Source organism: Acinetobacter sp. ABJ_C5_2 (assembly GCF_044538485.1).
Lineage (GTDB): Bacteria > Pseudomonadota > Gammaproteobacteria > Pseudomonadales > Moraxellaceae > Acinetobacter > Acinetobacter nosocomialis_A.
In genome coordinates this window covers 248,663-263,099 of sequence record NZ_JBIUCS010000004.1, presented here as the reverse complement: position 1 = coordinate 263,099, position 14,437 = coordinate 248,663, and the positions used below count along the sequence as shown (strand labels likewise).

Genomic DNA, 14,437 nt, shown 5'->3' with positions numbered 1-14,437 from the left:
ATCCAATATTTGTTGAAAATTATTTTAATTAAAAGTTTTATATAACAAGTTTCAATATCTTAATAAAATAAAATATATTATTAATTAATAATATGCAGAAAAATGGCTTTAGTTAATATTTTACTATTACACTAAAGCCTTATTTTTTAATTTAAATAAAAATACTTTTAATTTTATTTAAAAATTATCTGGACTCTCAAAACGTTTTACTTCTTGCAACTTATTCGGATCATGCATAGTTGCAATACCATCTTCTGTTTTTTGGTCAACAATTACATCGGGATTAAAGATAGTAATTGTTTCTCTTCCTAATGCATCTTCCCCTACAATATATTGAAAGCCACGGCGATTCATTTTATGGCATAGCTTCTGGTAAAAACCTTTAAGGCCTTCCGTTTCTTCATTAGGGTTGTAATAAAATGCATTCATTACCGCTGGTAAGCCAAGACCACACACCACACCAGATAACAATACGCTAATAAAAGTATATCCAATCAGAATACTACTATAAGGGCTAAGTGCTGGAATATTGGCGACTGCCAAAATTAAAGCAAGTGAAATCCCTCCTCGTACCCCACCCCAAGACAAAATGGTTAAACTACCATTGTAGCTTTTGGTCTTACGCATTGTTGGGAAGAAAGCAAAAGACATAAAATTTGCTGCAAAGCGTGAAATATGCAAAATAAAGAAAGCGACTATTCCACCTAAAATCAAGCTAAAGTTTAAATCAAGAATAAATAGCTCAAGACCAATTAAAGTAAATAAGAATGAGTTAATAATTCCTTCTACAGTATGCCAAAAATGGTTAACTTCCCTAATTTCTCGCTCTTCACGGATTTCTTTCCACTTATTACCAACGATTAAACCGCCAATCACACAAGCAATCGGTGCAGATGCATGAGCAAATAAAGCAACTAAATATGCTCCGCTAGCAAGTAAGGCAGTTGTTAAGATCAGAGATTCCATTTCATGTTTGCCACGTAATAGACGTAATGTTCCTATACCAAATGCCCATCCAATACCGACAGCAACCACAATTTCATAAAGCAAAGCTTCTAATGTCGCAACTAATGAAAAATGTTCACCTTGTAAAACATTCAACAACGTCATAAATAATGCAATACACATCGCGTCATTAAATAAAGACTCACCCTCTAATTTGACAATAAGATGATGGGGTGCGCGAATTGAACTTAAAACACCTTTAATACCGATCGGGTCTGTTGCACCCAATGCCGCACCTAATAACAGAAGAACTAAAATTGGCACATGATGACCAACCAGCAATTGGAAGCCGTAAAGTAAACCACCAAACAATACCGCACAGATGACTAGCGCAATAGTCGCTAGTATACTAATTTGTCTCCAATAACTTCTTAAGTCTGAAATTTTAAATTTCAGTGCAGAAGATGTCAGAATAAAACAGATGACGCCATTAATTAAAAAGTCATAAAAATCGATATGACGTACTGCTTCTTCAATATTATGAATATTAATAGTAATAAACTGATTACCATTTAAGAGACTGGCTCCCCATTGCAAAATGAAGACAAAAATTGCAGAAACAAGAGGCACGCCAATCGCTTGAGGGAAGCCTAAAATACGCTTATTGAATATAGTGGTTGCAATTGATAAGGCAAATACAACCGTAAGTGCTTGTAATAAGAAAAAATTACCCATGAACACCCTTCTTCTGGGTCAATGACCAAATAAGAAAACCTAGACAGCTGAACTGAACAGAATGACAAAATAGGCACTTATATGTGCCCAAACAGTTAAAAATTGAAATATAAGTTTAACGAATTACTTTAATCATTCTATCGATCAGTTAAATTTCTTAACATTAATTATGAATCAGAGGGGTATTAAAAAGATGAGTCTATTAAAAATGCTTTAATAAACTCATCTTTCGCATTAGATAGAATTATTAAAAGTATCACATTGATTGATATCACCAGACTTTAAGCCCACTTGAAACCAGTGCATCCGCTGCTCACTCGTACCATGGGTGAAGCTATCAGGTACAACTTGTCCAGTTGCACGTTTTTGCAAATAGTCATCGCCAATTTTTTGAGCTGCATCCATTGCTTCTTCAACATCGCCAGACTCTAAAAACTGAGTACGCTGTTGATTATGATTTGCCCATATACCTGCTAAACAGTCGGCTTGTAACTCTTGACGAACAGATAGCTGGTTGCCCTCTCTTTGACTAACTTGCGAACGCGCTTGTTGCACTTGAGAAGAAATACCAAGCAAGGTTTGAACATGATGACCCACTTCATGAGCAACAACATAGGCTTGGGCAAAATCCCCTGCCTGATCTTGGCGAGAGAGCTCTGATTTATTTTGTTCACCCGAGATACCCATTTGCTCACGCATATCTTTAAAGAATTCGGTATCAATATAAACTTTCTGGTCAGCTGGACAATAAAAGGGTCCCATAGCAGATTGAGCGGTACCACAACCTGAGCGAGTCACTCCACTAAATAAAACCAACTTTGGCGGTGTATAAGTTTTACCTAACTGTTTAAATATAGGTGTCCACGTATCTTCTGTATCAGCTAATACAGTTCCAACAAAATCTGACGCTTCTTTTTGCTCAGGTGTTAAACTTTCTGGTGAAGTTGCATTTGATTGTTGTGAAGCAGTAACCTGCTGCGTTGCCTGATAAGCCATTTGTGGATCAACGCCAAAAAATTTCCATGCGACAAATGCCACAACCAAACCAATAATACTAATACCACCTGCTTTAACACCGCCCCCACCTCGACGGTCCTCAACATTGGTACTGACTCTACGATCTCTCCAACGCATAACTTCCCTCTTCTTTTAAATGGCCTGATTAGTCAGAAGCTTTTGGCCACATTTTCTGTATTAAACTCACCACAAGCAACACAACTGCACCAGCAATCATACCAATCGCAAAGTTCATTAATGTCGGTGTTAAAGCACCAATAATATTTCCTACTGCCGGTATAGTTTCTACCTGATCAACCGTATCTTCAGTAACATGGTGAAGTAAAGGAATCGTATGATTAATAATCCCTCCACCTACTAAAAACATTGCAATAGTTCCAACAATAGAAAGTAGCTTCATTAAAAGAGGAGCAAAAGCAAGTAAACCACGTCCTAGAGTTTGTTTGAAAGAAGCAGCTTGTTTTGTTAAATATAATCCTAAATCATCAATCTTAACAATCACGCCAACCAAGCCATAAACGCCAAGCGTCATCACAACTGCAATAATGCTAAGCACACTAACTTTAGTTAATAACGTAGCAGTCGCCACCGTACCTAACGAGATTACGACAATTTCAGCTGATAAAATAAAATCTGTACGAATAGCCCCTTTTACTTTCTCTTTCTCAAAAGTAGCCATATCTAGCTCTTCATTGTTAAATTCTTTTTCTGCTTCCTCAGAGGTCGAAGCTTTTTTATGCGTAATTGTATGAAGAACTTTTTCAACGCCTTCATAACATAAAAATAAGCCACCTAGCATCAAGAGCGGATTAATTAGCCAAGGTGCAATAACGCTAATTAATAAAGCTAAAGGAACTAAAATAAGCTTATTAACTAAAGAACCTTTCGCGACCTTCCACACAATAGGCAATTCACGATCTGCTCGCACACCTGTTACCTGTTGTGCATTTAAAGCCAAATCATCACCTAAAACACCGGCAGTTTTCTTTGCTGCCATTTTGCTCATTAAAGCGACATCATCTAAAATTGTTGCAATATCATCTAGTAATAAAAGTAAGCCACTTGCCATTTCTTATCCAGGTTTGTATTTATCTGACTATTGTAAGATGAAATATTCCAATTTCTGTAATTTTACTGAATAAATTCACAATATTATTTTAAGAAAGTTTAACCAATCGCTGACGAAAAAATTTTATTTCCCGTACAATAATGCCAATCTTGTATATTACAGGGCTTACTATCCCTGATTAAGCCAATACGATAGTGGAATAAATAATGAGTAATGTTGATCAGCGTCCAATTATTTTGACAGGCGACCGCCCTACCGGACAACTTCACCTTGGGCATTTTGTCGGTTCTTTGCGTTCACGTGTAGGTTTACAGGATAGCCATCATCAACATCTCTTATTAGCAGATGCTCAAGCATTAACAGACAATGCTGATAATCCGGATAAAGTACGCCGTAACATCTTAGAAGTTGCTCTAGATTATTTAGCAGTTGGTATTGATCCAACTAAGACCACGATTTGCGTACAGTCATGTTTACCGGCATTGAATGAGCTTACAATGTTATATCTTAACTTTGTAACTGTAGCTCGTTTAGAACGTAACCCGACCATCAAATCTGAAATTCAAATGCGTGGTTTTGAACGTGACATTCCTGCTGGTTTCCTTTGCTACCCTGTTGCACAGGCAGCTGATATTACGGCTTTTAAAGCAACTGTAGTACCAGTGGGTGAAGATCAGATTCCAATGATTGAGCAAACCAATGAAATTGTACGTCGTGTAAATCGTCAAATTGGTCAAGACCTTTTACCTGAATGTAAAGCCTTACTTTCTAATATGGCTCGTTTACCAGGTTTTGATGGTAAAGCAAAAATGTCTAAATCATTAGGCAATACTATTGTTTTAAATGCTTCTGACAAAGACATTAAAAAAGCTGTAAATGCAATGTACACAGACCCAAATCACCTTCGTATTGAAGATCCAGGTCAAGTTGAAGGAAACATTGTATTTACTTATTTAGATGCATTTGATCCAAATAAAGAAGAAGTTGAAGAATTAAAAGCGCATTATCGCCGTGGTGGTCTTGGTGATGGTACTGTTAAAAAACGTCTTGAAGGTGTGTTAAAAGAATTAATTACACCTATTCGTGAACGCCGTGAAGAACTTGCTAAAGATCCTGACTATATTATGGATGTTTTACGTCAAGGTACTGACAAATGCAGAATCATTACTCAACAAACTTTAGATGAAGTTAAAGATGGCTTAGGCTTATTTAAGTTTTAACTCTAGAGTAAATATATAAATGAAAAGCCCTACGGGGCTTTTTTTATAATTATATTAAGATTCAATAGTTTAAAATTTCACATTGTTAATATATTTATAATGATTCACATGCACTTACCCTTTTAACGTGAAGTAACACTAATTAACGCGAACCTTAATGAAGAAATATTAAACCTTAACTAATATAGCTCAAGTAGGTTGATATGAACCTCACGACATTTCTCCTTAAGCCGAAACTGTTTTTAACAGATTCGTTGTTCTACGCAATGATCACCCCAATCATTGCGTATTTTTTTGTCTTTTTTTCGCCTTATTATTTCTTATTTCATTTTATGCTACTTTTCAATGATGCAAAAAAATACCGCATCATTTTTCAGATGCGGTATTTTTTAAAGATTCAAGGAAGCTATTAAGCTAAACCTTTCTCTTTTAATACTTGCAACATAGTTGAACCAAGCTCAGCTGGGCTACGAGTGTAAGCCATACCTGCTTTTTCAAATGCAGCAAATTTCTCTTCAGCAGTACCTTGACCACCAGAAATGATCGCACCAGCGTGACCCATACGCTTACCTTTAGGAGCAGTTACACCAGCGATGTAACCTACTACAGGCTTAGTCACGTTAGATTTGATGAATTCAGCAGCTTCTTCTTCCGCTGTACCACCGATCTCACCGATCATGATGATTGCATCAGTATCTGGATCGTCTTGGAACAATTGAAGAGCTTCAATTTGGTTCATACCTGGGATTGGGTCACCACCAATACCGATACAAGTAGACTGACCTAAACCAAGCTTAGTTGTTTGAGCAACCGCCTCATAAGTCAATGTACCTGAACGTGAGATAATACCAATACGACCTGGTTGGTGGATGTGACCAGGCATAATACCGATCTTACATTCACCCGGAGTGATCACGCCTGGGCAGTTAGGACCAACTAAACGAGTACCGTTACCGTTAGTTTCTAAATAACGTTTTGCTTTAAGCATGTCGATTGTTGGAACACCTTCAGTGATCACAACGATTAGGCCAACACCTGAATCAACCGCTTCAACGATTGAGTCTAAAACGAATGGAGCTGGTACATAGATTACAGATGCATCTGCATTTGTTTCACGTACAGCTTCTTTCATTGTGTTGAATACTGGTAAGTCAAGGTGAGTTGTACCACCTTTACCTGGAGTAACACCACCAACAACTTTTGTACCGTAGTCTAAAGCTTGTGCAGAGTGGAAAGTACCGTTTTTACCAGTAAAACCTTGTACCAATACTTTAGTGTCTTTATTAATTAATACGCTCATGATTGATACTCCCCTTACGCTTTAACTGCAGCTACAACTTTTTCTGCGGCATCAGACAAACCGTTCGCAGAAATTAATTTCAAACCAGATTCATCAAGTAATTTAGCACCTAACTCAGCGTTGTTACCTTCTAAACGAACAACAACTGGAACAGTTACGTTTACTTCTTGAACCGCTGCAATAATTGCTTCAGCAATCATGTCACAACGTACGATACCACCGAAGATGTTAATTAAAACACCTTGTACAGAAGTATCAGCAAGGATGATTTTGAACGCTTCGATTACGCGCTCTTTAGTTGCACCGCCACCAACGTCAAGGAAGTTTGCAGGCTGACCACCATAAAGTTTAATGATGTCCATAGTTGCCATTGCAAGACCAGCACCGTTAACCATACAACCGATGTTACCTTCTAAAGCAACATAGTTAAGATCAAATTCAGATGCTTTTAATTCACGCTCATTCTCTTGAGATTTGTCACGTAAAGCAGCAACTTTAGGTAAACGGTAAAGCGCGTTAGAGTCGATACCTACTTTCGCGTCTACACATAAAATTTCGCCATTTTCACGAACTGAAAGTGGGTTAATTTCAAATAAAGCAAAATCATTTTCAACAAATGCTTGGTAAGCAGCTGTCATGATTTTTACGAATTGACCGATTTGTTTGTCTTTCAAACCTAAAGCAAACGCAACTTCACGTGCTTGGAATGGTTGTAAGCCAACTAATGGATCAACTTCAACTTTGATAATTTTTTCTGGAGTTTCTTCAGCAACTTTCTCGATTTCTACACCACCTTCTGTAGAAGCCATGAAAGTAATACGACGGCTAGAACGGTCTACAACCGCGCCCAAGTAAAGCTCACGCTCAACTGGATATACGTCTTCAGCAACAATGATGCTGTTTACTGGTTGACCATTTGCATCAGTTTGATACGTTACAAGACGAGTACCAATGATATTGTTTGCAAATTCGATAACATCTTCTTTAGATTTTGCAACTTTAACGCCACCAGCCTTACCACGACCACCAGCATGAACTTGCGCCTTCATTACAGCGAATTTACCACCAAGCTGTTCAAATGCAGCAACTGCTTCGTCTGCATTGGTTGCCAAGATACCTTCTTGTACCGGCATACCATATTCTTTCAATAACGCTTTAGCTTGATACTCATGTAAGTTCATTTAGTTACCTACTTAACTTTGTTTGTTGTCTTCAATTTGCGCAACATTCTCATGTTGTATATGCAAATTGCTGTCTACGTCTATCAACTTGATGATTTTTTAATCACACCATCGAATGTGAAAAAGAGCGGAGAACCGCTCTTTAATTTTATTTACGCTTACGTTGAATCGCGTGAATTGCACGACCATCTACAGCAAGTGCAGCTTCATGAACAACTTCAGAGAATGTTGGGTGACCAAAAGTCATCAACTGAAGATCTTCAACAGAAGATACAAATTCAAGAGCGATCATACCTTGGTGAACGATATCAGATGCAGCAGGTCCAATGACATGCATACCTAATAAACGGTCAGTTTTTGCATCAGCAACAAACTTAACAAAACCTGCGCCTTCACCAGCAGCTAAAGCACGACCATTTACAGCAAAACCGAATTGACCAGTTTTTACTTCATGACCTTTTTCTTTAGCTTGCTCTTCAGTTAAACCTACCCACGCCGCTTCAGGGTGTGTATAGATAACAGAAATGATTGTGTCATAGTTCACTTGAGCTGCGTGACCGTGAATACGCTCAACAGCCATTACACCTTCTTCCATTGCTTTATGAGCAAGCATTGGACCGCGAACCAAGTCACCAATCGCATATACACCTTCTACAGAAGTTGCACAGTGATCATTTACTTCAACTAAACCACGTTCAGTTAATTTAATGCCTGAATCTTCAGCCAATAAACCTTCTGCATATGCTTTACGGCCAACACAAACGATTAATTTGTCAAAAGTTTGAGTTTTTTCTTCGCCACCTTGAGTGTATTTAACAGTCACTTCACGACCATTAACTTCAGTGCCAGAAACTTTAGCACCAACGCGAATATCAAGACCTTGCTTAGTTAAAAGCTTTTGGTATTCTTTTGCCAAAGCTTTATCAGCCATTGGCAAGAATGCATCCATTGCTTCAAATACAACAACTTCAGCACCAAGACGACGCCATACTGAACCAAGTTCTAAACCGATTACACCAGCACCAATCACACCTAAACGCTTAGGTACTTCTGGGAAGTTTAATGCGCCAGTTGAATCAACAATAATATCTTGATCTACAGGAGCTACAGGAATATTTACAGGCACAGAACCAGACGCAAGAATCACGTATTTAGGTTCTAAAACTTGAGTTTCACCTTCATGAGAAACGAACTCAACTTTTTTACCAGCAAGTAATTTACCTGTACCTTTTAACCACTCAATACCGTTGCCTTTAAGCAATTGATCGATACCGCCAGTTAATTGGTCAACAATTTTGTCTTTACGAGCAAGAAGTTTTGCAAGATCGAAATTCACTTCACCAGTTGTAATACCGTGATCAGCTAAGTGATGCACTGTATCTTCATAACGATGAGAAGAATCAAGCAAAGCTTTAGAAGGGATACAACCTACGTTTAAGCAAGTACCACCTAAAGAAGGCTTACCATTGTGAATACGTTTTTCAATACAAGCGACTTTGAAGCCTAGTTGAGCAGCACGAATCGCAGCTTCATAACCACCAGGACCACCGCCGATGACAACAAGATCAAATTGTTGAGACATTTTTATCTCCATAAACCAAGATAGAGGATCGCTCTACCCTGGTAGGTATTTATTCGAAGAAATTAAAGATCAAGGATGAGTTTAGCTGGCTCTTCTAACAATTCTTTGATTGCTACTAAGAAACCTACAGCTTCTTTACCATCGATCATACGGTGGTCATAAGAAAGCGCTAAGTACATCATTGGCAAGATTTCAACTTGACCATTTACCGCCATAGGACGCTCTTGGATTTTGTGCATACCCAAGATACCAGTTTGCGGTTGGTTCAAAATAGGAGTTGAAAGCAATGAACCGAAAGTACCACCGTTAGTAATTGTGAAAGTACCACCAGTCATTTCTTCGATAGATAATTTACCGTCACGTGCTTTACCAGCATAAGCAGCAATACCTGCTTCAACTTCTGCATAGCTCATACGGTCAGTATCACGTAATACTGGTACAACAAGACCACGATCAGAAGATACTGCAACGCCGATGTCATAGTAACCGTGATAAACGATATCGTCGCCATCAATTGAAGCGTTTACAGCTGGGTAGCGTTTAAGCGCTTCAGTTGCTGCTTTAACGAAGAATGACATGAAGCCTAAACGAGCGCCATGACGTTTTTCGAAAGCATCTTTATATTGCTTACGCAATTCCATGATTGGCTTCATGTTAACTTCGTTAAATGTAGTTAACATTGCAGTTTCTTGAGTTGCAGCAAGAAGACGCTCAGCAACACGCTTACGTAAACGAGTCATTGGAACACGTTTTTCGATACGCTCGCCAACAGCAACACTTAACGGAGTAACGTTAGCAGCTGGTTTAGCTTGATGGTTTGCAACATCTTCTTTAGTGATACGACCACCACGGCCAGTACCTTGTACATCAGCAGCAGCAATACCAGATTCAGTTAATGCTTTACGAACTGCAGGAGCTTGATCAGATACAGTTTCTGTACGTTCAACAACAGGAGCTGCACCAGCTTGAGTTTGAGCAACTGCTTGTTCTACCGCTGCAGGAGCAGCAGCTGCGCCAGCACCAGCTTCGAATTGAGCAATAACTTCGTCAGAAAGAACTGTATCGCCTTCACCTTTAATGATTGCAACCAAGCTACCATCTGCAGGAGCAACAACTTCTAAAACAACTTTGTCGGTTTCAATATCACAGATTACTTCATCACGTGATACAGGTTCACCCACCTTTTTATGCCAAGTTGCGATGGTGCCATCTGCAACAGACTCTGGGAATACCGGTGCTTTAATTTCGGTTGCCATTATTGAGAATCTCCTGATTGTTCAGCTTCGATTGCCAATGCATCATTAATTAGCTGAGCTTGTTGTTTTGCATGCAAGTACGGTGAGCCACAAGCTGGTGCAGCAGAAGCTTCACGACCTGCAAAACTGATACGGATTTGTTTGCCAGATTTTAAGATATCGTCATATAAACGCGGTGCGATAAACAACCAAGCGCCTTGGTTCTTCGGCTCTTCTTGCGCCCAAACGAGTTCTTTCACATTTGGATAAGCAGCCAAGATTTCCGCAAGACGTTGCTCTGGGTATGGATACAACTGTTCAATACGTACGATTGCAACATTAGTTAAGTTTTGTTCACGACGTTTTTCGAGTAAGTCGTAATAAACTTTACCGCCACAAAGTACAAGACGAGTTACATCTGACTTGTTAATTTGATCGATTTCGTCAATTACAGTTTGGAATGAACCATGTGCTAGCTCTTCTAAAGTAGAAGTCGCAAGTTTATGACGAAGTAAAGATTTCGGTGACATTACGATTAATGGCTTACGAATTGGGCGTACAGCCTGACGACGTAATGCATGGAAAATCTGTGCAGGTGTCGTTGGAGTGATCACTTGCATGTTGTCTTCAGCACATAACTGTAAGAAACGTTCTAAACGAGCTGAAGAGTGCTCTGGACCTTGACCTTCGAAACCGTGTGGTAACAACATTGTTAAACCACAAACACGCTCCCACTTAGTCTCACCAGAAGCAATAAACTGGTCAATCACAACTTGAGCACAGTTTACGAAGTCACCAAATTGTGCTTCCCAAATAATCAAGCTCTTAGGAATTGTAGTTGCGTAACCATATTCGAACGCAAGAACTGCTTCTTCAGATAAAAGAGAGTCGTAAATCGCAAAACGTGGTTGGTTCTCTTTAACATGACAAAGAGGAATGTAAGTTGAACCATCAACTTGGTTATGCAATTTCGCATGACGGTGTGAGAAGGTACCACGACCCACGTCTTCACCAGTAATACGCACTAGATAGTCTTCATCTAATAAAGTTGCATAAGCTAAAGTTTCTGCTGCACCCCAGTTTAAAGGAGTTTCACCAGTTTGCATTTTCACGCGATCTTCAATTACTTTTTGAACCTGACGCTGCATTACAAACCCTTCAGGAAGTTTGCTCATGCCCTCGCCTAATTCTTTAAGACGATTCAAGTCAAATGAAGTATCCCAATCGTCTGTATAGTCATGGCCCAAATATGGAGTCCAATCAACAAACATTTTGGTATTTGGTTCAAGAATCAATGCATTTGCTACATGATTACCTGCTTCTAAATCAGAACGGTAATCTTCAACCATTTGGTCTGCTTCAGCGCGATCAAGTACTTTCTCTTGAACAAGTTGATCAGCATAAAGTGTACGAGTAGTTGCTTTCTTCGCAATTACTTGATACATCAATGGTTGTGTACCAGATGGCTCATCTGCTTCGTTATGGCCGCGACGACGATAACAGAACAAATCGATAACAACATCTTTACGGAATTCGTGACGGAAATCATGTGCTAATTGAGTAGCAAAGATAACTGCTTCAGGATCATCACCATTTACATGGAAAATTGGCGCCTGAATCATTTTAGCAACGTCTGTACAGTACTCTGTAGAACGTGCATCACGTGGATCAGAAGTTGTGAAACCAACTTGGTTGTTCACAATAATATGAACTGTACCACCAACCGTATAGCCACGAGTTTGTGACATTTGGAAGGTTTCCATGTTCACGCCCTGACCTGCAAATGCAGCATCACCATGAACAATAACTGGCAATACGTCATCACCGCCGATGTCTCTACGACGTACTTGACGTGCGCGTACAGAACCTTCAACTACAGGACCAACAATTTCCAAGTGAGATGGGTTAAATGCCAATGCCAAGTGAACTTCGCCACCTGGAGTCATTACATTACTTGAGAAACCTTGGTGGTATTTAACGTCACCTGAACCTTTCTTATGAATTGATTTACCTTCGAACTCACCAAATAAGTCCGCAGGGTTTTTACCCATAATATTAACAAGAAGGTTCAAACGGCCACGGTGTGGCATACCGATAACAACTTCTTTACAGCCTACAGCACCAGCACGCTGGATAATCTCGTTTACCATAGGAATAAAAGATTCGCCGCCTTCAACACCAAAGCGTTTAGCACCGACGTATTTATTACCAAGATATTTTTCTAGACCCTCAGCAGCGGTTAAACGCTCTAAGAAGCCTTTCTTTTGATCATTTGAGTAATTGAATTTACCACGGGCACTTTCAAGACGTTGCTGAATCCAACGCTTTTCTTTTGTGTCCACGATATGCATGTATTCAACACCGATTGAACCACAATAGATTGCTTCCATTGCTTCAATCATTTCAGCAAGAGTTGCTTCACTCTTACCAATCTCAAGATTGCCTGTGTTGAATACTGTGTCTAAATCTGATTTGGTTAAACCGTGTGCTGAAAGATCTAAATCAGGAATATCTTCACGCTTAGCAAGACCTAATGGATCTAATTTAGCTTTTTGATGTCCGCGATTGCGATAAGCAGCAATAAGTTGTAAAACGCCAATTTGACGACGCTCATGCTCAGTACTTACAGTACTTTGTACAACAGGTTGAACACGATTAGCATTACGTCCTAGTAATAGGAATTGCTCACGCACAGCGCTGTGTGGTTGGTCACCCTTTGGATATTTATCGAAATATTGGCGCCAGTCCTCAGCGACGGAGGTTGGGGAAGTCAGGTACTGCTCGTAAAGTTCTTCAATATACGCTGCACTATCAGCGGAAAGTTCAGTGTCAAGACGCAATGCGTCAGCAACTTCTTGCATTTGTGGACCCATTTCCTATTGCAAAAAATATTACAGGCTGCCTTTTAAGCACACCCATGATGCATAATGTCAAATTGGTAAAAATGACACTACTTACCCAACAGGTCTTCAAGACCATGGGGCGTCATACTACCTAGAGAGAAAACTCCATAGGTAATTAATGAATCACAACGCCCTCAATGGCATCATCACTCACCTTATACTCGATTAAAACCGAGCAATTTTTTGCAAATCTTTTTAGAAAAATTAACTACACAATTAACTTTTCTAAAATGACTTTGACCATAAAAATTAAGCACTGATCTAAGATCGTGCCACTTAATTTAATTTCACTAGTATACGCTTTTTTCACCTACAACTTTGTGGCAAATCGTATCATGTTCTTAACGAACGATTGATTTTTTTGACACATACCATCTATAAATTGGCGAAATACATATCCAATTTTATCTATTAATATATGGTGCTTGATATAAAAACCCCTCTTTTAGCGACTAAAGTATAAGACGCCTATTATAAAGTTAAAAAAAAACGCACATCAAGGATGTGCGTTCTCTATTTGTGCAGAATTAACCCGCTTGATCTAACAACATGTTACGGATGTGACCGATAGCTTTTGTTGGATTCAAACCTTTAGGACATACTGACACACAGTTCATGATACCTTTACAACGGAACAAACTGAATGGATCGTCAAGACGAGCCAAACGATCTGCAGTCGCAGTATCACGAGAATCGATAATAAAACGGTATGCATTCAACAATGCTGAAGGACCCAAGAACTTATCAGGGTTCCACCAGAATGATGGGCATGAAGTTGAACAACATGCACAAAGAATACATTCATACAAACCATTCAAGTGTTCACGCTCTTCAGGAGACTGTAAACGCTCTTTAGGTGGGGCTGGTTGGTTATTGATCAAGAATGGCTGAATTTTGTCATATTGATCATAGAATTGGTTCATATCAACAACCAAATCTTTAATAACCGGCAAACCAGGCAATGGACGAATTACAATTTTCTCAGGTAGGTCGTTTAAATTCCATAAACAAGCCAAACCATTTTTACCATTGATGTTCACACCATCCGAACCACAAATACCTTCACGGCATGAACGACGGAATGTTAACGTTTCGTCTTGAACTTTCAAAGCAAGCAATGCATCAAGCAACATACGGTGCTTATCAGTCAATTCAAGTTTGAAAGTTTGCATGTACGGCGCTTTATCCTTATCAGGATCATAGCGGTAGATTTCGAATGTACGAGTACCTCTACTCATCTTTATACTCCC

The 14,437-nt window shown here is 39.1% G+C and carries 10 protein-coding genes and 1 pseudogene; 1 reads left to right on the top strand and 10 read right to left on the bottom strand.

What is annotated here, in order from left to right; translation table 11 throughout:
- Window positions 1-177: 177 nt before the first annotated feature.
- From ACH8JV_RS08145 to ACH8JV_RS08135, 3 genes are all read right to left on the bottom strand, one after another.
- On the bottom strand, window positions 178-1,680 hold the full coding sequence (locus tag ACH8JV_RS08145) for a sodium:proton antiporter (RefSeq protein ID WP_002051161.1): 1,503 nt from the start codon (window positions 1,678-1,680) through the stop codon (window positions 178-180).
- A 234-nt stretch (window positions 1,681-1,914) separates the two neighbouring features.
- Window positions 1,915-2,814, bottom strand: a complete 900-nt coding sequence (locus tag ACH8JV_RS08140; RefSeq protein ID WP_396520601.1) for a neutral zinc metallopeptidase — start codon at window positions 2,812-2,814, stop codon at window positions 1,915-1,917.
- A gap of 28 nt (window positions 2,815-2,842) precedes the next feature.
- Window positions 2,843-3,766, bottom strand: a complete 924-nt coding sequence (locus tag ACH8JV_RS08135) for a DUF808 domain-containing protein (protein WP_311086966.1) — start codon at window positions 3,764-3,766, stop codon at window positions 2,843-2,845.
- Between the two features lie 206 nt (window positions 3,767-3,972).
- On the opposite strand from ACH8JV_RS08135, the gene trpS reads away from it, so the two are divergent.
- On the top strand, window positions 3,973-4,986 hold the full coding sequence (gene trpS, locus ACH8JV_RS08130) for a tryptophan--tRNA ligase (RefSeq protein WP_000072941.1): 1,014 nt from the start codon (window positions 3,973-3,975) through the stop codon (window positions 4,984-4,986).
- Window positions 4,987-5,395: 409 nt separating this feature from the next.
- Here the strand turns inward: trpS and sucD are convergent, their stop codons facing one another.
- From sucD to ACH8JV_RS08095, 7 genes and pseudogenes are all read right to left on the bottom strand, one after another.
- Window positions 5,396-6,286 (bottom strand): succinate--CoA ligase subunit alpha, encoded by an 891-nt coding sequence (sucD, locus tag ACH8JV_RS08125; protein WP_000114637.1) that lies wholly within the window; start codon window positions 6,284-6,286, stop codon window positions 5,396-5,398.
- 14 nt (window positions 6,287-6,300) lie between these two features.
- Window positions 6,301-7,467 (bottom strand): ADP-forming succinate--CoA ligase subunit beta, encoded by a 1,167-nt coding sequence (sucC, locus tag ACH8JV_RS08120; RefSeq protein WP_001048573.1) that lies wholly within the window; start codon window positions 7,465-7,467, stop codon window positions 6,301-6,303.
- 148 nt (window positions 7,468-7,615) lie between these two features.
- Window positions 7,616-9,049, bottom strand: a complete 1,434-nt coding sequence (gene lpdA, locus ACH8JV_RS08115; RefSeq protein ID WP_002051272.1) for a dihydrolipoyl dehydrogenase — start codon at window positions 9,047-9,049, stop codon at window positions 7,616-7,618.
- Window positions 9,050-9,111: 62 nt separating this feature from the next.
- Window positions 9,112-10,305: a 2-oxoglutarate dehydrogenase complex dihydrolipoyllysine-residue succinyltransferase gene (gene odhB / locus ACH8JV_RS08110; protein ID WP_200027436.1), complete on the bottom strand. Its 1,194-nt coding sequence runs from the start codon at window positions 10,303-10,305 to the stop codon at window positions 9,112-9,114.
- Complete coding sequence (locus ACH8JV_RS08105; RefSeq protein WP_263614459.1) at window positions 10,305-13,145, bottom strand: 2-oxoglutarate dehydrogenase E1 component; 2,841 nt, start codon at window positions 13,143-13,145, stop codon at window positions 10,305-10,307. The genes odhB and ACH8JV_RS08105 overlap by 1 nt, the downstream gene beginning before the upstream one ends.
- A gap of 157 nt (window positions 13,146-13,302) precedes the next feature.
- Window positions 13,303-13,431 (bottom strand): annotated as a pseudogene (locus tag ACH8JV_RS08100) (hypothetical protein).
- Window positions 13,432-13,714: 283 nt separating this feature from the next.
- A complete protein-coding gene (locus ACH8JV_RS08095; RefSeq protein WP_004705893.1) occupies window positions 13,715-14,425 on the bottom strand; it encodes a succinate dehydrogenase iron-sulfur subunit in 711 nt (236 codons plus the stop codon).
- Window positions 14,426-14,437: the final 12 nt, after the last annotated feature.